Annotated in this window: 19 protein-coding genes; 7 read left to right on the top strand and 12 right to left on the bottom strand. The window is 62.0% G+C overall.

The window, feature by feature from the left end; all coding sequences use genetic code 11:
• Nucleotides 1-138: 138 nt before the first annotated feature.
• Nucleotides 139-1,587 carry a nucleobase:cation symporter-2 family protein gene (locus ASC86_RS14920; RefSeq protein ID WP_244477617.1) on the bottom strand — a complete coding sequence of 483 codons (1,449 nt, stop codon included), beginning with the start codon at nt 1,585-1,587 and terminating at the stop codon, nt 139-141.
• 383 nt (nt 1,588-1,970) lie between these two features.
• On the bottom strand, nt 1,971-3,152 hold the full coding sequence (locus ASC86_RS14915) for a DUF2778 domain-containing protein (protein WP_056322453.1): 1,182 nt from the start codon (nt 3,150-3,152) through the stop codon (nt 1,971-1,973).
• 473 nt (nt 3,153-3,625) lie between these two features.
• Between ASC86_RS14915 and ASC86_RS14910 the strand changes: the two genes are divergently transcribed.
• Both ASC86_RS14910 and ASC86_RS14905 read left to right on the top strand, forming a co-directional pair.
• Nucleotides 3,626-4,876: a GGDEF domain-containing protein gene (locus ASC86_RS14910; protein WP_056322451.1), complete on the top strand. Its 1,251-nt coding sequence runs from the start codon at nt 3,626-3,628 to the stop codon at nt 4,874-4,876.
• Between the two features lie 66 nt (nt 4,877-4,942).
• Complete coding sequence (locus ASC86_RS14905) at nt 4,943-5,434, top strand: CreA family protein (protein ID WP_056322448.1); 492 nt, start codon at nt 4,943-4,945, stop codon at nt 5,432-5,434.
• 2 nt (nt 5,435-5,436) lie between these two features.
• Here the strand turns inward: ASC86_RS14905 and pncA are convergent, their stop codons facing one another.
• Together pncA and ASC86_RS14895 are read right to left on the bottom strand one after the other, a co-directional pair.
• Entirely contained in the window at nt 5,437-6,066 is a 630-nt protein-coding gene (gene pncA / locus ASC86_RS14900) for a bifunctional nicotinamidase/pyrazinamidase (protein WP_056322677.1), read from the bottom strand.
• A 123-nt stretch (nt 6,067-6,189) separates the two neighbouring features.
• On the bottom strand, nt 6,190-6,654 hold the full coding sequence (locus ASC86_RS14895) for a chemotaxis protein CheW (protein ID WP_056322445.1): 465 nt from the start codon (nt 6,652-6,654) through the stop codon (nt 6,190-6,192).
• A 194-nt stretch (nt 6,655-6,848) separates the two neighbouring features.
• Here ASC86_RS14895 and ASC86_RS25845 point away from each other — a divergent pair, with 194 nt between their 5' ends.
• The 5 genes from ASC86_RS25845 (at nt 6,849) to ASC86_RS14875 (ending at nt 12,204) form a co-directional block, all read left to right on the top strand.
• Nucleotides 6,849-7,013 carry a hypothetical protein gene (locus ASC86_RS25845; protein WP_156387056.1) on the top strand — a complete coding sequence of 55 codons (165 nt, stop codon included), beginning with the start codon at nt 6,849-6,851 and terminating at the stop codon, nt 7,011-7,013.
• Between the two features lie 159 nt (nt 7,014-7,172).
• Complete coding sequence (locus tag ASC86_RS14890; RefSeq protein WP_056322675.1) at nt 7,173-7,772, top strand: SCO family protein; 600 nt, start codon at nt 7,173-7,175, stop codon at nt 7,770-7,772.
• 21 nt (nt 7,773-7,793) lie between these two features.
• The gene (locus tag ASC86_RS14885; protein WP_056322442.1) at nt 7,794-8,924 is read left to right on the top strand and encodes an NAD(P)/FAD-dependent oxidoreductase; all 1,131 of its coding nucleotides are present in this window, start codon (nt 7,794-7,796) and stop codon (nt 8,922-8,924) included.
• Nucleotides 8,925-9,004: 80 nt separating this feature from the next.
• The gene (locus tag ASC86_RS14880; RefSeq protein WP_056322438.1) at nt 9,005-9,883 is read left to right on the top strand and encodes a 50S ribosomal protein L11 methyltransferase; all 879 of its coding nucleotides are present in this window, start codon (nt 9,005-9,007) and stop codon (nt 9,881-9,883) included.
• Between the two features lie 482 nt (nt 9,884-10,365).
• Nucleotides 10,366-12,204 (top strand): aminopeptidase P family protein, encoded by a 1,839-nt coding sequence (locus ASC86_RS14875; protein ID WP_056322436.1) that lies wholly within the window; start codon nt 10,366-10,368, stop codon nt 12,202-12,204.
• Between the two features lie 83 nt (nt 12,205-12,287).
• Here ASC86_RS14875 and ASC86_RS14870 read toward each other — a convergent pair whose 3' ends face one another.
• The 8 genes from ASC86_RS14870 to ligA form a co-directional block, all read right to left on the bottom strand.
• On the bottom strand, nt 12,288-12,602 hold the full coding sequence (locus ASC86_RS14870; RefSeq protein WP_156387055.1) for an AzlD family protein: 315 nt from the start codon (nt 12,600-12,602) through the stop codon (nt 12,288-12,290).
• 4 nt (nt 12,603-12,606) lie between these two features.
• Entirely contained in the window at nt 12,607-13,323 is a 717-nt protein-coding gene (locus ASC86_RS14865; RefSeq protein ID WP_056322429.1) for an AzlC family ABC transporter permease, read from the bottom strand.
• A 352-nt stretch (nt 13,324-13,675) separates the two neighbouring features.
• Nucleotides 13,676-14,497 (bottom strand): 3-methyl-2-oxobutanoate hydroxymethyltransferase, encoded by an 822-nt coding sequence (gene panB, locus ASC86_RS14860; RefSeq protein WP_056322427.1) that lies wholly within the window; start codon nt 14,495-14,497, stop codon nt 13,676-13,678.
• A 13-nt stretch (nt 14,498-14,510) separates the two neighbouring features.
• Entirely contained in the window at nt 14,511-15,371 is an 861-nt protein-coding gene (gene panC, locus ASC86_RS14855) for a pantoate--beta-alanine ligase (RefSeq protein WP_056322424.1), read from the bottom strand.
• A gap of 149 nt (nt 15,372-15,520) precedes the next feature.
• Nucleotides 15,521-16,237 (bottom strand): fumarylacetoacetate hydrolase family protein, encoded by a 717-nt coding sequence (locus ASC86_RS14850; protein ID WP_056322421.1) that lies wholly within the window; start codon nt 16,235-16,237, stop codon nt 15,521-15,523.
• Between the two features lie 106 nt (nt 16,238-16,343).
• On the bottom strand, nt 16,344-17,345 hold the full coding sequence (locus ASC86_RS14845) for an inorganic phosphate transporter (protein ID WP_056322418.1): 1,002 nt from the start codon (nt 17,343-17,345) through the stop codon (nt 16,344-16,346).
• Nucleotides 17,345-17,989, bottom strand: a complete 645-nt coding sequence (locus ASC86_RS14840; protein ID WP_056322415.1) for a DUF47 domain-containing protein — start codon at nt 17,987-17,989, stop codon at nt 17,345-17,347. The genes ASC86_RS14845 and ASC86_RS14840 overlap by 1 nt, the downstream gene beginning before the upstream one ends.
• 107 nt (nt 17,990-18,096) lie before the next feature.
• The gene (gene ligA / locus ASC86_RS14835) at nt 18,097-20,247 is read right to left on the bottom strand and encodes an NAD-dependent DNA ligase LigA (protein ID WP_056322672.1); all 2,151 of its coding nucleotides are present in this window, start codon (nt 20,245-20,247) and stop codon (nt 18,097-18,099) included.
• Between the last annotated feature and the right edge of the window lie 128 nt (nt 20,248-20,375).

Here is a 20,375-nt window from a genome sequence, read left to right as displayed (position 1 = left end):
CCAAACCACGGGCGAAACCCGCCGCGTGAACGCATCCCCGTTCCTTGACATCAGCAACCATCGGGCCGCGCCAAAAATGTCCCCAAACGACAATGGCGCCGGTTTCCCGGCGCCATCATCGATCTCATGTCCCGGATATCAGTGCCCGTGGGCGGGGCTGGGCGCGCAGACGATTTCCTTGCCGTCGGCATTGAAGAGCTTGCCGTCGCGGAAGTAGTCGCCGTCCCGAAGGTCGGTGATCGACTGGTAGCGCAGGGTGCGTTCCGCTCCTTCCGCCAGAACCGAAGGCCGCTCCGGGTTGCCGGCACGGAAATGGTTGAAGAGCAGGTTGAGGCAGATCGCCATCAGGGCCGCCGACGAGATGCCCGAGTGGAAGATGGTTTCGAACCAGGCCGGGAAGTTGTGGTAGAACTGCGGCGCTGCGATCGGGATCATGCCGAAGCCGAGCGAGGTCGCGACGATGATCAGGTTCATGTTGCCGTCATAGTCGACCTTGGACAGCGTGCGGATACCGCTGGCTGCGACCGTGCCGAAGAGCACGATGCCGGCGCCGCCGAGAACCGACGGCGGAACGGCTGCGATCACGCGGCCCATCACCGGCAAGAGGCCGAGGGTGACGAGGATCATGCCGCCGGCGGCGACCACGAAGCGGCTCTTGACGCCGGTGACGGCGACGAGGCCGACGTTCTGGGCAAAGGCGCTCTGGGTGAACGAGCCGAAGATCGGAGCCAGGACGCTCGATGCCATGTCGGCGCGCAGGCCGTTGCCAAGGCGGCGGGAGTCGACCTTGGTGCCGATGATTTCGCTGACGGCGAGAATGTCGGCGGAGGTTTCCACCAGGATGACGACGACGACGATCATCATCGAGAAGATCGCAGCCGTTTCAAAACGCGGCATGCCGAAGTGGAAGAAGGTCGGGAAGGAGAAGATCGGACCCGTGGCCACGCGGGAGAAATCCGCCATGCCGAGCGCCGTCGCAACCAGCGTGCCGATCACCATCGACAAGAGGATCGACAGGCGCGAGATGGAGGAACGCCCGAGCTTGCTGAGCACCAGCACCAGCAGAAGCGTCAGCCCGGCAAGGCCGATATTCGGAACGCTGCCGTAGTCGGGCGCGTTGCGGTTGCCGCCCATGGCCCAGTTGGCCGCGACCGGCATCAGCGTCATGCCGATCGTCGTCACCACGATACCGTTGACGAGAGGGGGAAAGAATTTGGTGATGCGCGACAGGACCGGCGTCACGAGGAAGCCGACGAAGGAGGCGACCATGACGGCGCCGAACACGGTCGGCAGGTCGCCGCCGCCGGTCAGCACGGCGATGATGGTGGCGACGCTGGCAAAGGACACGCCCTGCACCAGCGGCAGCTGCGCGCCGAGGAACGGCAGGCCGAGCGTCTGCAGCAGGGTCGCGAGGCCGCCGGCAAACAGCGAGGCGGTGATCAGAAGGCCGATATCGGCCGGTGCGAGGCCCGCGGCCTGGCCGACGATCAGCGGCACGGCGACGATGCCGCCATACATGGTCAGCACGTGCTGCAGGCCGTAGGCCGCCGTGGTCCCGACCGGCAGCTGTTCGTCTTCAGGCCGCATGGCGTCGGATTCGATTGTCTTTGCTTGCAAGAGCATCCTCCCAGAATTGATTGCACCTGCCTGATCGCCTCCGATCATGTGGCAGCAGCACTCCTCCACGGCGCTCAACATACCCTCCTCGGGATGCGCGCCGTCCCACGCATTCTCCCGATGCGTGTGGCGACAACATACTGTGATCCGATATTTTCGCTTCTGCGGAAATTCTTGAAAGTGTTTACGACTTTCAAACGAAAAACCCGCGGGCTTTTGGACCTGCGGGCTCGATATTCGGAATGTGCAAAGGGCAGGATATCAAAACCGCATGCAATGATTAAACGGCGATGACATCAACAAAAACAGGAACTTGCAACCTAGGCACCCAATCTGTTTTATACTCTAGCAGATCAACTGTTTCTCGAAAAGAGCGAAGCCAGCGTCTTCTTCGGCGCGGAGAAGCCGCCCTTCATGCTTTTGACGATGACCATGTGGGTGATCTCGCCGCGCTTGAAGGCCTTCAGGAACTTCGGATAGTTCGCAAAGGCCACGCAGCCATGGCTGTCGCCGCGGTTGCGCAGCAGGTAGCTGTGGGCGAGCAGGCCGACGCGGCCATGGGGCGCGACACCGTCGGTCGGCGTCAGGCGCACGGCCTCGACGCCGTGGAACAGCGATTCGCGCAGCGTCACCTTGTAGGTGCCGGGCGGCGTCGGGCCACGCATCTTGATGTGGACGTAATCCGGGTTGTCGCGCATCTTGCCGATGCCGGAATGGGCTTCCAGCCGCTCGCCGTTCGGCATGTAGACCACGCCGGCGGTGATGTCGTAATAGGCCGTGCCCTTGCGGCCGCTGAAGTTCGGCCGGACGGCATTGTCGTCGTCGTCATCGTCGAGCAGCTTGATGTCCGGCTTCGCATAGGCGAGTTCCTTGACCTTGCCGCGGCTGCCGGTGGTTTCCTCTTCCAGCTCCTTGGCGGCGAGGCTCTTCGGCAGGGCCGGCTTGCGCAGCGGCAGCGGGCCCTCGCCCGGAAGACCGCGATCCATCGCCTGGTCCTCATCGGTCATGACGAGGTTGAAAGGTTTGGTGAGCCCGCCGGGCGTGACCTTGGCCGGTTCCAGCAGCGCCGTCGCCATGCTCGCCGGCTTGCCGTCGATCGTGGCGGGAATGGAGCCGGTCTTCAGCTTGTCCTGAGCCTCGGCCGCCGCCACCATAGAGCGCGTCAGCGCCTTCGTAAGGGCTGCAACCTCAAGCTTGGCGCCAGCCGTAGCGGCCACGGCCTTGATGGGGGCTGCCGATGCCAGCGCGTCGAGTTCGAGCTTCAGACCCGGAAGACGGGAGAATTTCGCGAGTTGCACCGTGCGCATCGTCGGCTGCGACCGGTCGATGGCCTTGAGGCCGAGGGAAGCTTCGAACCGGGCGCCCCCCTTGGGCGCATGGGTCATGCGCTCCATCGTGGCGAAGGTCGCAACCGCCCAGGCGGTCACCGCGATCGTCGCGCCGAGCACGGCCGCACCGCCGAGAAGGCGGCGGATACCGGAAGCCGACTGACCGGAAATCCCGGCACGGGAAAAGCTATGAACCGCAGACGCCATGATACTCGTACCCGAAAACACGTTACTGGTCCCGGCAGGGCATGCGGACACACCCTCGCCGGCGCCGGAAACGATCTTTGGCGAGCCTTTTGCGGCATCGCCGGCAAATCCCGGCTTTCGGGAAGAATGACAAATTATGGTAAGCAATTCCTTTACGCGTCTCCCTGGCTTTCGGGGGTGGGCGCTTAAACGCCAAAAGGATGGACCGCATAAATCGGGGCAACACGGAGAAATTAAGGCCATGCTAAGATTTCTTCCTCGCCAGAATTCGCGAGATAATCCGCGTTTACGACGAGAAACAGGCCGCACGCGTAGCCTTTTCCATTGACCAGTGGAAATTGAGTAAATGTAAAACCATTCTTTAAAATTGAAGATAAATTTCGAAGACAAAATTAAATCAGGCTGAATACGACTTTCGTCATGCCTGCCAAGAAAAATGGGTCGAACAACCGATTCCGTCAGGAACAGCATTCATGGATATTCTTTTCACTGTAGCGGCCATGTCGCTGGCCGTGATGCTGAGCGTTTTCGTTTGTTTACGGAAAAGCGGCGCGCCGGGTGTGTTTTTCTTTGGTTTTGGATGTTTCCTTGCTTTGCTTTCCGTGACGGGCGTCCTGGCTGGGGGCATCCTGCCGGCCCGTCCGGTAGCCATGCTGGCCGTGCTGACGATGCCGGCATCGTGCCTGATGATTTTTTTTGGTATGGGCGCTTTTCTCGGTCGCTCCTCCCCCCGAATGCCCGTCATTGCTGCTCATATTACCGTTTTCGCCTGCGTTACGGCCCTTCTGGAGGGTAGCGGAGCGGAGATCGCCTCGGCGGAAATCGGGGCAGCAGCGGCCTGCTGCCTGTTGGCGGCAACGGGCGCAACACTTTTTCTCCATTGGCCGCGCCACGGTGCAATTGCACCCTATCTCCTGTTTTGCTTCGCCACTGTCTTCGCCGCTGCCCTGCTGAACGGCACCGCGCTTGCGGTCATGCTCTCCAGCGAAAAGGAACTGGGCGATGCGAGCGGTCTCCGGGCGCAGAACCTGCTTGACGCCGGCCTGCTCGCCATGCCCTTCGTCTTTCTCGGCATCATCCTGATGCTGCACGGCTGGATGATCGCCGGTCTGCGCAAGCTCGTCGCCCATGACGACCTGACCGGCGCCTATTCGCGCCGCACCTTTCTGGAACGCGCCGAAACCCTGCATTCGCTCATGGTCACGCTCGGCCAGCCGATGGCCTTCCTGCTGCTCGACATCGATCGCTTCAAGCAGATCAACGACCTCCACGGCCATGCCGGCGGCGACCGGGCGCTGTCGCATTTTACCCGCGTGGTCGAAAACTGCCTTGCCGGCCGCGGCATCATCGGGCGGCTCGGCGGCGAAGAATTCGGGGTCGCGGTGAGGATCGGTGGGCGCCTCGAGGTGGCGGAGCTGGCGGAAACCATCTGCCGCGAGATCCGCTCGACCCCGGCCGTCCTCGAAAACGGCACCACCATCGCGCTCACCGTCAGCATCGGCATCACGCTTGCGGAGCGCAACCGCTCCTTGAGCGACATCATGGTAGAGGCCGACAGCGCCCTCTACGAGGCCAAGGCAACTGGCCGCGACCGGTTCTGCATGGCCGACAGTTTTCCCGGCCCGGCGTCGGCCAGCGCCCGAGCCCTTGCGGGGGCGGCGGCACAGCTTCGGCAGGCTGCTGAAGGCACATCCCATCTCGGCTCGCTCTCGGAAACCGGCTGACATGCGCAAGACAGCTTGCGCGAGCGGGAATATCACCTATCTCAAGGGTAGAACCGGAGTTTGCCCATGACCTTTGCCCCTCGCCTATTTTCCGCTTTTCTGCTGCTGTCTGCCATCACTGCCCCCGCCCATGCGGAAAACGTCGGCGAAGTCGGGGTCGACTGGCTCGGCAACGACATCACCATCGATGCCGTCACCGACCCTGAGGTTCAGGGCGTAACCTGCCATGTCACCTATTTCGACCGCAGCGTGATCGACCGGCTGAAGAACGGCAACTGGTTCGAGGACCCCTCGAACAATTCGATCGCCTGCCAGCAGACCGGGCCGGTGACGATCGGCGACATCGACCTTTCCAAGGGCGGCGAGGAAGTGTTCCGCGAGGGGCTGTCGCTGATCTGGAAGAAGCTGGTGGTCACCCGCATCTACGATAAGACCAATAACACGCTGATCTATCTCGCCCATTCCCGCGAACTCACGGATGGCTCGGCGAAGATGTCGATCTCCACCGTGCCGCTGTTCAACCAGCCGGTAACCTGGAAAAACGGTCCTCCGAAATAACCTCAGGCGGCGGCAAGCAGTTCATCGCTCGAGACGACATGGATGCCCGCCTTCGTCATCTCATCCAGCGCCTGCTTCACGCCGTCCGGCGTGATGCCGCGGCAGGCGTCTTCGATGACTCGGACGGTGACGCCGGGTAGCATCTCCTTCGCATCGAGTGCCGAGAACTTGACGCAGTAATCGGTCGCAAGCCCGACGATATCGAGCCGGTTGACCTGGTGTTCTTTCAGGAAATCCGCAAGCCCGGTCAGGGCCGCGTGATCGTTGTCGCGGAAGGCCGAGTAGCTGTCGACCGCGACATTCATGCCCTTGCGCTGAACGTAGTCGAAGGCGGCAGTGTTCAGATCGGGATGGAACTCGGCATCGCCGGTTCCCTGCACGCAATGATCCGGCCACATCATCTGCGGCTTGCCCCCGAGGCTTCCGAGTTCGAAGGGGGCCTTGCCCGGATGTTGGGAGGCGAAGCTTCCGTGATCGGCAGGGTGCCAGTCCTGCGAGGCAACGATCAGATCGTAGCCCCCTTCAGCGATCAGCCGGTTGGCGACGGCGACGACCGCCTCCCCCTCCGGCACGGCAAGATTGCCGCCGCTGCAGAAGCCATTCTGGATATCGACAAGAAGCAGGCATTTCACGGGCATCGTCCTCGACGGAAACATCACCCGTAACATAGGCGGTAAAAACCGGGCGTCAAACACGGCAAAACACCGCCCCTTGAAAGGAACGGTGTTCGAAATCCGTTTTACGGAACCACCGGCTTAAGCGGCCTGCTGCAACTCTTCGGCAATGACCGTATCGAGATTGAGGAAGCAGACCATGGTCTTTTCCAGCGCCACGATGCCGCGGCAGAAGGCGCGCTGGGCTTCCGGAATGATTTCCGGAGCCGGCTGCAGGGCATCGCTCTTGATCGTCATCATGTCGGAAACCTGCTCGACCAGCAGGCCGACCAGCTTGCCGGCGATATCGGTGACGATGATGGCCGAACGCTCGGACGGCTCCGTCATCTTCATGCCGAGACGGCAGGCCATGTCGATGACCGGAATGACGGCGCCACGCAGGTTGATCAGGCCGAGAACGTAAGGCGGCGTGTGCGGCATCGGCGTCACCGGCGCCCAGCCGCGGATTTCGCGGATCGCCATGATATCGATGCAGAACTCCTGATCGGCGAGATGGAACGAGACGATCTCGAGATAGGCGCCGGACTGTTTGATTGCGTTGGACATGGTCAGAACTTTTCCCAATTTTCTGCGGAATGCGCGGCACGGACCCGCAACGTCATGCCGGCCGGAAGCTTCCTCGCTCCCTGCCACGATCTCAGGAACAAATTAAACCTTCGCTAAAATAGTCATCGAATTCTCACGATTGCCGGGATGGCGGCGGCCTGTTCACGGCGGGCGATTTCGGCTATTCTTGGCCTATGCAGGAAAACACCGCCCGTCATCCGCTGCTCATCCCCGTCGCCGGTGCGGCCTTTGCGCTTGCCGCCATCGCCGCTCTCGTCCTGGCGCTCATGGGCTGGGCGACACAAGGGGCGGAGATGTTTCGCGCGCTTTCGACCGCCGGCCTTTCCTGGTGCATGTGACCGCGGCCCCGCCGGGTGCTGCAATTTGCCGCCGATCACGATTGCTTCAACTCATTGCGCAAGCTGGCCTCAGGGACTATCCAGAGCCAGATTGAAAAGATCGAGCGTTTTCTCGCGCCTTCCGGCGCAGGACGCTCCCATGAAGCCGGACGCTTGTTCATGAAGACACTTCGCATCATTCTCTGGGCGGCCGTCGCCGTCGTCGCGGCGATCCTCGGGTGGTTCACCTATGCAGTGACGTCGCCGAAATCCGAACTGGCATCCGGCCCCTTCGGCGTTCCCTTCACGCTGGTTTCCCAGACCGGCCAGCCCATCACCGAAAAGGCATTCACCGGCAAGCCGACGGCGCTGTTCTTCGGCTTCACCCATTGCCCGGAAGTTTGCCCCACCACCCTGTTCGAGATGAACGGCTGGCTGGAGAAGGTCGATCCCGAAGGCAACAAGTTGCAGGCCTATTTCATTTCCGTCGACCCGGAACGGGATACGCCGGAAATCCTCGGTCAATACGTCTCGAACGTTTCCAAGCGCGTCACCGGTATTTCCGGCCCGCCGGCCGACGTCCTGGAGATGGTCAAGGGTTTCCGCGTCTATGCCAAGAAGATTCCGCTGGACGAAAGCAAGCCGGATGGCGACTATACGATGGATCACACGGCATCCGTCTTCCTGCTTGATTCCGAAGGGCGTTTCAAAGGAACCATCGCCTATGGCGAAAATCCCGACGTCGCCGTCAAGAAGCTGGAAAACCTGCTGAAGGGATAATGCAAGCTCGGTGGGGGCGGGATGGAGAAAGGCTCTGAACGGTCCATTCTGATTGCCGGCGCAGGCCCTGTCGGGCTCACTCTGGCGCTGGAACTGGCAAGGCGCGGCATCCGGCCGCGTCTCGTCGCGAAGGCTTCCGGTCCCACACCCTCCAATGAGAGCCGCGCGCTCGGCGTCAATGCCCGCACGCTGACGCTGCTGGAAGAATGCGGCGCGACCGCGCTGATCCTGCACAAATCCCGACGGATCAACCGTTTCCGTGTCGCTTCGCGTGGAAAACCGCTACTCACCGTCGATACCGCCAAACTGCGCGGCCGCTATTCGCCGCTCTATGCCCTGCCGCAGGGCGATACCGAAGACATCCTGATCGCGCTTCTCGCCCAGCATCATATCGTGCCGGAATGGCGAACCGCCGTCGAAGACGTAACCGGCAGGACGGACAAGCCGGCCGTGTTGCTGCGGCATGCCGACGGCAACAGCGAGACGGTTTCGCCGGATATCCTTATCGGCGCAGACGGCTCCCATTCCGTCGTCAGGGAACGGTGCGGCTTCACCTTTCCCGGCGAGAGCATGGACATGCCGTTCTATCTCGCCGACTACCGCTATACCCAGCCGGTCGAAACCGGCTATGCCGAGGGCAATTTCCTCAATCCCGGCGTGGTCGCCCGCATCCCCGTGCGCGAGGACACGCTGCGCTACATCTCCACGCGGGAGGATTACGAGGGGCTGATCACCCACCCCGGCGAGATCAGGGACAAGCCCTGGGTTTCCTCCTTCCGCGTCAGTTTCCGCCATGTCGAAAGCATGCGGCGCGGCCGGGTGTTTCTGGCCGGCGATGCCGCCCATATACATTCGCCGATCGGCGCACGCGGCATGAACCTCGGCATCGAGGATGCCTGCTGGCTCGCCTGGCTGATTTCCGAAGGGCGGGAAGCGGAATATTCCGATCTGCGTATGCCGGCGATCGAAACCGTGATCAAGGCGACGCGGCGTAACACCGTCTTCGTTACGCTCCGCAACCCGATCCTGACCGGGCTGCGCCGGCTGATTCTGCCGTGGCTGTCGCTGTTTCCGGCAACCACGCGGGCGGTGCTACGCACGGTTTCCGGCCGCGACACGCCGCCTCCGCCCTGGATTCCCGGCGCAAAATAACCGCCGCTTCTTTGCGTTCGCCGGTTCGCCATGGTAGAGCCGCCGCAAGCTCGATCCCACCCCACGCAAAGGACGCCGCCGTGGCCGATATTCGCCTCTACATCACCACGACCGAAAAGCAGGCGGACGTCATCCTCGGCCACATGACCGATGCCTTCGAGGACGAAGGCTATGCCATCGCCACCATGGAGATCGACGAGAAGAACGATATCTGGGAGGCCTCCCTCTACCTGCTGCTCGACGAGGAAGAGGAAATGCAGCCGCGCTTTGCCGAACTGATCGAGGTGCATATGCCCGGCACCGAGATCAAGCGCGAGGTCATTCCCGACGTCGATTGGATCGCCAAGTCGCTCGAAGGTCTCTCACCGGTGCGCGCCGGCCGCTTCATCGTCCACGGCTCCCATGATCGCGACAAGGTGAAAGAAAACGACCTCTCGATCGAAATCGATGCCGGACAGGCTTTCGGTACCGGCCATCACGGCACGACGGCCGGCTGTCTGGAGGTGATCGACCGGGTGATGCGCGCGCGCCGGGTGACCAACGTGCTCGATCTCGGCACCGGCAGCGGTGTGCTGGCGATTGCCGCCCGCAAGCTGAAGCATGTGCCGGTGCTCGCCACCGATATCGACCCGATCGCAACGCGGGTGGCGGCCGAGAACGTGCGCCGCAACGGCATCGTCTCGGGCATCAGGACCATCACCGCTGCGGGTTTTCACTCGCCGGCCTTCGATACCTACGGCCCCTTCGACCTGATCATCGCCAATATCCTTGCCCGCCCGCTGATATCAATGGCGCCGAAGCTGGCCAGCCATCTGGCGCCGGGCGGCTCGGTGATTCTCTCGGGGATTCTCGCTTCGCAGCGCTGGAAGGTGCTTTCAGCCTACAACGCCCAGCACCTGCGCCATGTGCGCACCATCTGGCGCAACGGCTGGGTGACGATCCATCTCGACCGCGCGTGAGACTTCCGGCGTGTCCGACAGGGGCACGCCTTTTCTCTTTCCAAAAGCCTGAAATTGAAAAAGCCGCCTGTCGATCATGACAGGCGGCTTTTCAAAACCAAGGCGATGCCGAAGCACCGCCCGTTGACCGGCAAGCCGGCCACGTCCGCGAGCTTGAGGAGGAGGAGCGCTCAAGCGGACTCTTCATGGTTCAAATCGGCCATCCGGAGGGAGGAGGAGAAGGACAACCGACTATATCTGAACCATGGAGTGCGTCGCCTTTCGGCAATCGCGGGAACCGGAGACATGTCCCTCAGTTCGTTGAGGGGATTTATAGACTATTTTGCAGTGCGAGATAGGGCCTGGACGGAATAGGTGCCATGCGCTGGGCGCATAAGTATGATGATTTCTCGAAAAGCCCCGCTATTTCACCTTCTACGCTTTCGCGCCGCGAATGATCCGCTAGACTGCGATTTCCCTTTATACGTATCGCAGGCAATCCGATGTTTCAGTCTTTCGAAGTCACCTCTACTCCGCAATTCGGCAAGGAGCGTACGGATGCGCTGCGGGCGGCGCTCGCGGCCCTTGGCGTGGACGGTTTCCTCGTGCCGCGCGCCGACGAGTTTCAGGGTGAATATGTGCCGGCAAGCGCCGAACGCCTGTCCTGGCTGACCGGCTTCACCGGCTCCGCCGGCGTCGCTTTGCTGACGCCTTCCCAGGCGATTGTCTTTGTGGACGGTCGCTACGTGACCCAGCTTGCCGAGCAGGTGGACGGCAGCGTCTTCACCGGCGGCGATCTCGTCGGCGAACCGCCGCATGTCTGGCTCGAAAAGCATGGAGCCAAGGGGTTCCGCCTCGGCATCGATCCGTGGCTGCATACGGGCGCCGAAGTGAAGAAGCTTGAAAAGGCGCTGGAGAAGATCGGCGGAACGCTCGTCTTTCTCGATCACAACCCGCTCGACCGGCTCTGGAACAATCGGCCGGATGCGCCGCTCGGCCGCGTCAAGATCCAGCACAACGACCATGCCGGCGAACTCGCCAGGGACAAGATCGCCAAGATGGCGGCGGAGACGGCGAAGGCCGGTGCCGCAGCCGTCGTGCTGACCGACCCCTCCTCCATCGCCTGGACCTTCAATATCCGCGGCAGCGATGTGCCGCATACGCCGCATCCGCTCGCCCGCGCCATCATCCATGCCGATGGATCAGCCGAAATATTCCTCGACAAGCGCAAGACGGGGATCGAGGAGGAAGCCTATCTCACCCAGCTCGCCCGCATCGAGCCTCCGTCGGGTTTCATCGACCGTGTCGCGGCGCTCGCGGCCGGCGGGGTGTCGATCATGATCGACCCGGATCATGCGCCCTTCGCGCTCGCCGAGCGTATCCGCACGAGCGGCGGCACCGTGGTCGAGGCGGCCGATCCGGCCCGCCTGCCCCGCGCCTGCAAGAACAAGGCCGAAATCGAGGGTTCGCTGAAGGCGCATCTGCAGGATGGCGCGGCCATGGTCGAATTCCTGGCGTGGCTTGATTCGACGACGCCCGGCACCGTGACGGAAATCGCCGCGACCCAGAAGCTTGAAGAGGTCCGCAGAAGCGTCGGCGAGCGCATGCAGAACCCGCTGAAGGATATTTCCTTCGACACTATCGCCGGCGCCGGCAGCCATGCCGCGATCATGCACTACCGCGTCACCACCGAGACCGATCTCGCCATTGCCGATGGCAGCATGTTCCTGATCGATTCCGGCGGCCAGTACATCAACGGTACCACCGACATCACCCGCACGGTCGCCATCGGCACCGTGCCGCAGGAGCAGAAGCGGTTCTTCACGCTGGTCCTGAAGGGCATGATCGCCATTTCTGTGGCTCGATTCCCGAAGGGTTCGCGCGGGGTCGATCTCGATCCGCTTGCCCGCATCGCGCTGTGGAAGGCCGGCGCGGATTTCGCCCATGGCACCGGCCATGGCGTCGGCTCCTATCTTTCGGTTCATGAGGGACCGCAGCGGATTTCGCGGGCGGCGATGCAGGAATTGCTGCCGGGCATGATCCTTTCCAACGAGCCGGGCTACTACCGCCCCGGCGCCTTCGGCATCCGCATCGAAAACCTCGTGCATGTGCTGCCGGCCGAGATGATCGACGGCGGCGACCTGCCGATGCTTGGTTTCGAGACCATGACCTTCTGCCCGATCGATCGACGGCTGGTGCTGGCGGAGCTTTTGACGGCGGAGGAGCTGGATTGGCTCAACGCGTATCACGCAGAGACCTGCGAGAAACTGCTGCCGCTGCTGGGTGACGAGGCGACGCGAGATTGGCTGAAGGCTGCGACGGCGGTGATTGCTGGGAAGTAAGCAAGGAGCATTTGCGCGAGACGCATTATCCCCTCATCCGCCCTTCGGGCACCTTCTCCCCGCTGGGGAGAAGGGAAAGCTCTTCAGAACCCGGCGAAATGCCGGAGCGCCATCACGACGACCCAGCCGGCAAACAGCATCCACAGTGAGTTGAACCGCAGGCCGACGACAAAAGCGACGGCCATGGAGGCGGCGACGTCCCAACCGCCGTAGACGAAGGCTGGGGCAACAAGCGTCGACAGAACGGCAGCCGGCACCGCGTTCAGCGCGGCTTCCATGCGCGGCGGGATGCGCTTCATCTGGGTCATCATCACGTAGCCGCCGATGCGGGTGATGAAGGTCGCGACCGCGGCGGCGAGGATGATGTAGATCAGGTGCATGTGATCGGGGTTTGCCATCGTCCTAAACCTCATGCTCCAGTGTCACCGGCTCTTCCGGCGGGTTGCGCAGCGGCATACAGGCGGCAAGCGCCACCCCGGCGATGGCGCCGATGCTGACATGCCAGGGCGAGCCGACGAAGTGCATGGCGGCGACAGAGACGATGGAGCTGACCGCCACCACCGGCAGCCAGTGATCGCGCTTGCGGAAGCCGAGCACGAGCCCCATGAAATAGATCGGCAGGAGCACGTCGAGGCCAATCGCCTTGGGATCGCCGATCATCTGGCCGAAGATCGCGCCGATCAGCGTCATGGCCTGCCACGGCAGATAGATGATTGCGCCGAAGCCGAGATACCACGAGAAGCTGACGGTCTCGCCGGCCTCGCCCTTCTTTTCCGATTCGGCATATTGCGGATCGGTGAGCAGGAAGAAGGCGAGCGCCTTCTGGAGCGGGGTGAAATGGCTGATATAGCGGGTGAGCGACGCCGAATAGAGGATGTGGCGGAAGTTGACCGCGAAGATCGACAGGATGATCAGCCACGGCTGGACATTGTGATTGAACAGCTCGATCCCGACCATCTGGCTCGCGCCGGCATAGACGGTGACGCTCATGAAGACGGCATCGAAGATGGTAAAGCCGTTGTCGATGGCAAGTGCGCCGAATAGCGCGCCGAACGGCGAAGCCGCCAGCATGATCGGAAAGCCGCGGCGGACACCTTGCCAGAATTCGTCTTTGGACATGAAAGTGCTTTCAGGAGAGGACGGGCAGCGACTGCAGCATCCTGTCGTCAGGAAGCGTTTGGGATAAGGCGATCATGCCCATCCGACAATTGAATAAGTTTGATGAAGCGATCCGTTTCGCTGATGCGGGGGCAGGCTCTTGGCTCAGCATGTTTCGAGCTGGTGGCTTTTACCCCCCTCTGCCCTGTCGGGCATCTCCCCCTCAAGGGGGGAGATTGACTGGGGTCGGCCTCTCGCTCCCAATCTCCTCCCTTGAGGGGGAGATGCCGCATACTCCGAATATGCTTCCGCCCCTCATCCGCCCTTCGGGCACCTTCTCCCCGCAGGCGGGGAGAAGGGAAACCGTGGCCCGTCAGCGCTTGAGCTGGAAGGTGTGTTCCGGGCCGGGGAAGCTGCGGGCCTTCACCTCGGCGGCGTAGTTGGCGAAAGCTTCGCTCATGACCGGCGCGAGATTGGCGAAATGCTTGACGAAGCGCGGCTTGAAATCGGTAAAGATGCCGAGCACGTCATCGACCACGAGAACCTGCCCGTCGCAGGCCGGCGATGCGCCAATGCCGATGGTCGGCACTTTCACCTGGGCGGTGATTTCGCGGGCAACCGGCTCGACCGTGCCTTCGATGACGATGGCGAAGGCGCCGGCTTCCTCGATGGCCGCGGCATCGCGGCGGATTTTCTCGACTTCCTTGTCGTTGCGGCCGAGCGAGCGATAGCCGCCGGTCGTGTTGATCAGTTGCGGCATAAGGCCGACATGGCCGAGCACAGGAATACCGCGCTCGGTGAGGAAATGCACGGTTTCGGCCATTTCCGCGCCGCCTTCGAGCTTGACGGCGGAACAGCCGGTTTCCTTCAGCACGCGCGCCGCCGTCTCGAAAGCCTGTTCCTTCGACATCTGGTAGGAGCCGAACGGCAGATCGATGACGACGCAGGCATTCGAAGAACCGCGCATGACGGCCTGGCCATGGGCGATCATCATCTCGACGGTGACGCCAACCGTGGAATCGAGGCCGTAAAGCACCATGCCGAGGCTGTCGCCGACCAGCATGAAATCGACATGCGGGTCCATGAGCTTGGCAACCGGCGTCGTATAGGCGGTGAGGCTGACGATCGGGCGCTCGCCCTTGAGGGCCTTGATATCGGCCGGCGCCAAGCGGCGTTTGGCTGTATGTACGCTCATTCATGCCACCTTTTCAGAATTGCGCATTGGGGTCGATGACCCGGTTATCGAGCAGTTTCGTGCTCCCGAAGCGGACAAAAAGCAACAGAAGAACCGGTTTTTCGCCAATTTCGCTGATGATCCGCAACGTTTCGGGGTCGCGGATCGCGATCACCTCCGGCTTTGCAAGCGGCTCTGCGTCGATAAACTCGCTGATTGCAAGCTCCAGAGCGCCGACATCATCAGCGCCCTCGGCGATCAGCCGCTGGGCCTCATCGAGCGCCTTGGGCACGATGACGGCCGCCGCCCGCTCTTCCGGCGTGAGGTAGACGTTGCGCGACGAACAGGCGAGTCCGTCGGCCTCGCGCACGGTCGGCACGCCGATCACCTCGACCGGCTGGGCAAGATCGGCCACCATGCGGCGGATCAGCTGCAGCTGCTGGAAATCCTTTTCTCCGAAGAAGGCGCGATCCGGCTGGACGATGTTGAACAGCTTGGTGACCACCGTCGACACGCCGGCGAAATGGCCGGGGCGGACGGAGCCTTCGAGTTCGTTGCCGATCGTCGGGACATCGACGACCGTTTCCATCGGGCGCGGATACATATCGCTGACGCCCGGCGCGAAGAGGAAATCGACGCCGCCCTCGACCAGCATGGCCTGATCGCGCTCAAGGTTGCGCGGATATTTCGTCAGGTCTTCATTGGCGCCGAACTGCAGCGGGTTCACGAACAGGCTGACGACGACGATATCGCTCGATGCGCGGGCGCGGGCGACAAGCTCCATATGACCGACATGCAGATAGCCCATGGTCGGCACGAGTGCGACAGACTTGCCGGCCCGCCGATGGGGGGCAAGGCGCGCGCGCAGTTCGGCAATGGTGGTGATGGTTTCCATATCCGGACCCTCCAATCCGTTTTTACCGGCAGGGGGATGCCGGCCCGTCGTCCGGGTCTTCGACGAAAAGATCGAATGCGGCGACGGGTCGGCTTTCTAACGTGTGCAGTGCAAAAAGACAATTCCGCAATTGCGTGAAAGGCTCGAGGTTACGAGGCCTTGCGTTCGATGGCGCCGAAGATCGAATGGCCGGTGCCATCCTTGGCATCGAGGCGGAGAAGATCGCCGGCGGTAAGCGATGTGGTGATCGACGGCGTGCCGAGATCGACGAGGGTTCCAGCACCAAGCGACCGGTGCTTGACCTGGGCGGCGACGGCGCCGGCAAAGCCCTGCCCGCCCTCATCCTCGCCCGTCACGGCCTTGCCGTTCACGGTGAGATTGAGTGCGAGGCCGGCGATTTCATCCGGTGTCACCGCGACCGGGGAAAAGGCGGTCTCAGCGTGTTCGCCATCGACGGAAACGGTGGTCGCCAGCATGACGAGGGCAATGGCCTCGCCGGCAGCGGCGGCGTCGGAACCGGCAGCCAGATCATTGACGACGGCCACGCCATAGGCTTCGACGGTCGTCTTGCCGGATGTGAGGGAAAGATCGTCGCGCGGGGCCGCGAAGGTGCCGCCGAAGCCGCAGCCGAAAGCGCGCGGCAGTGGCGATGCGGCATCGTGCTCGTGAAAGCGCATGGTCGGCTGCGAGCCGGTTTCCACCCCTTCGGCCACCCGTTCCAGCCGTGGGGCGACATAGGCCCAGTCATCCAGCGCCGCCTGCAGGGTGCGGGCGATATGGCCCACTTCCGAGCAGCGGGTGAGGTCTTTCGAGACGACCACCAGTCGTCCGTCACGGGTCGAGTCCTTCAGGGTGGCAAGCTTCATGAATGTTTCCTCGGGTTCTGTCCGGCGGCGTCTCTGCGTCGCCTGCCGGCATACTGACATCATGAAGCGGCGCTGTCGCCAGCGTTTTTCGCGAAATTTTCGGCGGTTAGAAGAGCGAGGTGACGAAGTACGTCAGTGCGGAAATCACCGCTGCTGCCGGCAGCGTCAGGAACCAGGCGATGACGATATTGCCGGCAAGGCCCCAGCGCACGGCCGAGACGCGACGGGCGGCGCCGACGCCGATGATCGCGCCGGTGATCGTGTGCGTGGTGGAGACCGGAATACCAAGCCAGGTGGCGCCGAACAGCGTCAGCGCACCGCCGGTTTCCGCGCAAAAACCCTGCATCGGATTGAGTCGCGTAATCTTCGAGCCCATGGTGTGGACGATACGCCAGCCGCCGAACAGCGTGCCGAGCGCCATGGCGGACTGACAGGAAATCACCACCCAGAAGGGCACGTAGAACTCAGAGCCGAGATAGCCCTGCGAGAACAGGAGCACGGCGATGATGCCCATGGTCTTCTGCGCATCGTTGCCGCCATGGCCAAGCGAATAGAGCGAAGCGGAGATGAACTGCAGGCCGCGAAAACTGCGATCGACGGCAAAGGGCGTCTGGCGCACGCAGATCCACGAGACGATCAGGACGAGCAGCAGCGCCAGCACGAAGCCGATCATCGGCGACATGAAGATGGCGGCAACCGTCTTGGCAAGACCGGCAAGCACGATGGCATCGCCGCCGATCGAGGCGAGCCCCGCGCCGACGAGACCGCCGATCAGCGCGTGCGACGAGCTGGAGGGAATGCCGAAAACCCAGGTGACGATATTCCAGACGATGGCGCCCGTCAGCGCCGCGAAAATCACCGCCGGGGTCACGATCTTCGGGTCGATGATGCCGGTTCCGAGCGTTTCGGCCACATGCAGGCCGAAGAACAGGAAGGCGATGAAATTGAAGAAGGCGGCCCACATGACCGCATATTGCGGCCGCAGCACCCGCGTCGAAACGATGGTGGCGATCGAGTTCGCCGCATCGTGCAGGCCGTTCAGGAAATCGAAGAACAGCGCGACGCCGATAAGCGCGACGAGCAGCGGAAAGGCGAGCGCCGCATCCATCAGACGTTCTCGATCACGATGCCGCTGATTTCATTGGCGACGTCCTCGAAGCGGTCGACGACCTTTTCGAGTTCGCCGTAAATCTCGCTGCCGATGATATAGGCCATCGGATTGGACTGGCCGTGGCGCTTGAAAAGGTCCTTCAGGCCCTCGTCGTGCAACTCGTCGGAGCGGCCTTCGACGCGGGTGATCTCTTCGGCGATGGCGGAAAGCCGCGGCGCATTGGCGCCGATGCGGTCGAGCAACGGAACGGCCTCGGCGATCAGCCGGGCCGCATCGACGACGAGCACGCCCATGTCGCGCATGCCGGGATCGAAGGTTTTCTGTTCGAACAGGCGAATGGTCTTGACCGTCTTGTGCATCATGTCGATAGCGTCGTCCATCGACTGGATCAGGTCTTTGATGTCGCCGCGATCGAAGGGGGTGATGAAGCTGCGGCGCACCGCGAGCATCACCTCGCGGGTGATGTTGTCGGCCTGGTCCTCCAGCGCGATGATGCGCTTGCAGTTGGCATCATGATCGCCCTCGCCTGCCAAGAGCGCCTTCAGCGCATCGGCAGCGCCGACGACCGTGCGCGAATGCGCCTCGAAAAGCTCGAAGAACTTGTCCTCGCGCGGCATCAGCTTACGAAACCAACCCAGCATCGTTCAATCACCCGTCTTCGCCAGTGTCATACAACTGTCATAAATCTGGCAGCCCTCATAAAGAAGGCGAGCGAAGAAGGGAAGCTTTTACGGCCGGTAAGACGTGTTTACCCACCGATCAGGGTAAACCAGCCGTCTTCGTCGGTGGTTTCGACGCCGAGTTCGCGGGCTTTTTCGAGCTTGGAGCCGGCTCCGGGTCCTGCGACCAGCAGGTCGGTCTTCTTCGAAACGGAGCCGGCAACCTTGGCGCCGAGCCGTTCGGCCATGGCTTTCGCCTCGTCGCGGGTCATTTTTTCCAGCGAGCCGGTGAAGACCACCGTCTTGCCTGCGACAGGGCTGGAGCTTGCGACCGGGGCTTCGGCATCGAGAGGCGTGACTTCGCTCAGGAGGCGCGAGACGACATCGACATTGCGCTCTTCCTTGAAGAACTCGACGATGGCGCGGGCGACGACTTCGCCGATGCCGTCGATGACGTTGAGGTCACTCCAGGCTTCGGAGCCCGGTTCGGCGGCGGCAACCATGGCTTCGGAAAAGGCGGCATAGCTGCCGTAGGAACGGGCTAGAAGCTTTGCCGTGGTTTCGCCGACATGGCGGATGCCGAGTGCATAGATGAAACGGTGAAGGGCGATTTCGCGGCGGCTGTTGATCGCGTCAAAGAGTTTACGGACGCTGACCTTGCCGAAGCCGTCGATGTTTTCGAGCTTGGTGAGCGTCGATGCCTCCTGCCGGCGCTGTAGGGTGAAGATATCGGGGGCCGTCTTGATCGACAGCGCCGGATCTTCGGCCTCGAAGAAGAAATCGATCTGCTTGGAGCCGAGGCCTTCGATATCGAAGGCGTTGCGGGAGACGAAGTGCTTTAGGTGCTCGACGGCCTGCGCCCGGCAGACGAAGCCGCCGGTGCAGCGGGTGACGGAATCGAGCTTGCCGGTCTTTTCGTTGCGCTCGCGCACCGCATGGCTGCCGCAGACCGGGCAGATTTTCGGGAATTCGTAGCGCACGGCATTCGCCGGCCGCTTTTCCATGACGACATCGAGCACCTGCGGGATCACGTCCCCTGCCCGCTGGACAATGACGGTATCGCCGATGCGGATATCGTGGTCCGGCTCGCGGATGCGCTCGCCGCTGTTGCCGATGCCCTCGATATAATCGGCATTGTGCAGCGTCGCATTGGTGACGACGACGCCGCCGACGGTGACGGGGGTGAGGCGCGCGACGGGCGTCAGCGCGCCGGTACGGCCGACCTGGATGTCGATGTTTTCGACGGTCGTGAAGGCCTGCTCGGCCGGGAATTTGTGGGCTGTTGCCCAGCGGGGCGAGCGGGAGCGGAAGCCGAGGCGCTGCTGCAGGTCGAGCTGATCGACCTTGTAGACGACGCCGTCGATATCGTAATCGAGGTCCGGCCGTTCGAGGCCGATCTCGTTATAGTGCTCGATGATCGCCTCGACGGAGGAAAGCCGCTTCATCAGCGGATTGACGGGGAAACCCCACGTCTTGAAAACCTCGACCATGCCGAGCTGGGTATCGGCGGGCATCTCGGAGATTTCGCCCCAGGCATAGGCGAAGAATTTCAGCTTGCGGCTGGCGGTGATGGTGGGGTCGAGCTGACGCAGGGAGCCAGCGGCGGTGTTACGCGGATTGACGTAGGTCTGCTTGCCTTCCGCCTCCATTTGGGCGTTCAGCGCCAGGAAATCGCTTTTCGCCATATAGACTTCGCCGCGCACTTCGACGACGGCGGGTACGCCGGCCGGGAGCGTCTGCGGGATTTCCCTGATGGTGCGGATATTGGCGGTGACGTTCTCGCCGGTCGTGCCATCGCCGCGGGTGGCGGCGCTGACGAGCTTGCCGTTTTCATAGCGGATCGACATGGAAAGGCCGTCGATCTTCGGCTCGGCGGTGAAGGCGATGGAATTGTCCGACAGGCGGCCGAGGAAGCGGTAGACGCTGTTGATGAAATCGCGCACGTCCTCATCGGAAAAGACGTTGTCGAGGGAGAGCATCGGCCGGGCGTGGACGATTTGGCCCAGAGTCGGCAACGGCGCCGACCCTTTCATGTTTTCAATCCTATTTAAAAGATCAGCGAAGGCATGCCGTTGATTTAAAAGAACTTTGTACAACCTAACCATTGCATCGAATGCCGAATCTGGCATGATAGGCATGTCATAGGTGTGGTACTGTTCATTGGCATAGAATATTGCATCGGACAGTTTCTGTACATATTCTTCAGAGATTTTATTCTTAAAAGATAAAAGATTCTCCATTTTTTGTATTTTTACTTCTGAAGAGTCAGACTCGAAACTTCGATGCTTATCGATCAGAATATCTACGAGATCACGACTATATTTCGAGTCGAAATCTTGAAATGCTTCAACCAGATCAGCCTTTCGAA

It is taken from the genome of Rhizobium sp. Root1212 (assembly GCF_001424985.1).
In the GTDB taxonomy this organism is placed as follows: domain Bacteria; phylum Pseudomonadota; class Alphaproteobacteria; order Rhizobiales; family Rhizobiaceae; genus Pararhizobium.
This window is presented reverse-complemented; position numbering and strand designations above follow the sequence as displayed.

What these genes read in the sequence shown, in the direction of transcription:
- ligA (WP_056322672.1), bottom strand. Translation starts at nt 20,247, where the DNA reads ATGGAGAATCTTTTATCTTTTAAGAATAAAATCTCTGAAGAATATGTA.
- ASC86_RS14895 (WP_056322445.1), bottom strand. Translation starts at nt 6,654, where the DNA reads ATGTCCAACGCAATCAAACAGTCCGGCGCCTATCTCGAGATCGTCTCG.
- ASC86_RS14890 (WP_056322675.1), top strand. Translation starts at nt 7,173, where the DNA reads ATGAAGACACTTCGCATCATTCTCTGGGCGGCCGTCGCCGTCGTCGCG.
- ASC86_RS14845 (WP_056322418.1), bottom strand. Translation starts at nt 17,345, where the DNA reads ATGGATGCGGCGCTCGCCTTTCCGCTGCTCGTCGCGCTTATCGGCGTC.
- ASC86_RS14875 (WP_056322436.1), top strand. Translation starts at nt 10,366, where the DNA reads ATGTTTCAGTCTTTCGAAGTCACCTCTACTCCGCAATTCGGCAAGGAG.
- ASC86_RS14905 (WP_056322448.1), top strand. Translation starts at nt 4,943, where the DNA reads ATGACCTTTGCCCCTCGCCTATTTTCCGCTTTTCTGCTGCTGTCTGCC.
- ASC86_RS14865 (WP_056322429.1), bottom strand. Translation starts at nt 13,323, where the DNA reads ATGTCCAAAGACGAATTCTGGCAAGGTGTCCGCCGCGGCTTTCCGATC.
- ASC86_RS14885 (WP_056322442.1), top strand. Translation starts at nt 7,794, where the DNA reads ATGGAGAAAGGCTCTGAACGGTCCATTCTGATTGCCGGCGCAGGCCCT.
- ASC86_RS14920 (WP_244477617.1), bottom strand. Translation starts at nt 1,587, where the DNA reads ATGCGGCCTGAAGACGAACAGCTGCCGGTCGGGACCACGGCGGCCTAC.
- panC (WP_056322424.1), bottom strand. Translation starts at nt 15,371, where the DNA reads ATGGAAACCATCACCACCATTGCCGAACTGCGCGCGCGCCTTGCCCCC.
- ASC86_RS14840 (WP_056322415.1), bottom strand. Translation starts at nt 17,989, where the DNA reads ATGCTGGGTTGGTTTCGTAAGCTGATGCCGCGCGAGGACAAGTTCTTC.
- ASC86_RS25845 (WP_156387056.1), top strand. Translation starts at nt 6,849, where the DNA reads ATGCAGGAAAACACCGCCCGTCATCCGCTGCTCATCCCCGTCGCCGGT.
- ASC86_RS14850 (WP_056322421.1), bottom strand. Translation starts at nt 16,237, where the DNA reads ATGAAGCTTGCCACCCTGAAGGACTCGACCCGTGACGGACGACTGGTG.
- panB (WP_056322427.1), bottom strand. Translation starts at nt 14,497, where the DNA reads ATGAGCGTACATACAGCCAAACGCCGCTTGGCGCCGGCCGATATCAAG.
- ASC86_RS14915 (WP_056322453.1), bottom strand. Translation starts at nt 3,152, where the DNA reads ATGGCGTCTGCGGTTCATAGCTTTTCCCGTGCCGGGATTTCCGGTCAG.
- ASC86_RS14870 (WP_156387055.1), bottom strand. Translation starts at nt 12,602, where the DNA reads ATGGCAAACCCCGATCACATGCACCTGATCTACATCATCCTCGCCGCC.
- ASC86_RS14910 (WP_056322451.1), top strand. Translation starts at nt 3,626, where the DNA reads ATGGATATTCTTTTCACTGTAGCGGCCATGTCGCTGGCCGTGATGCTG.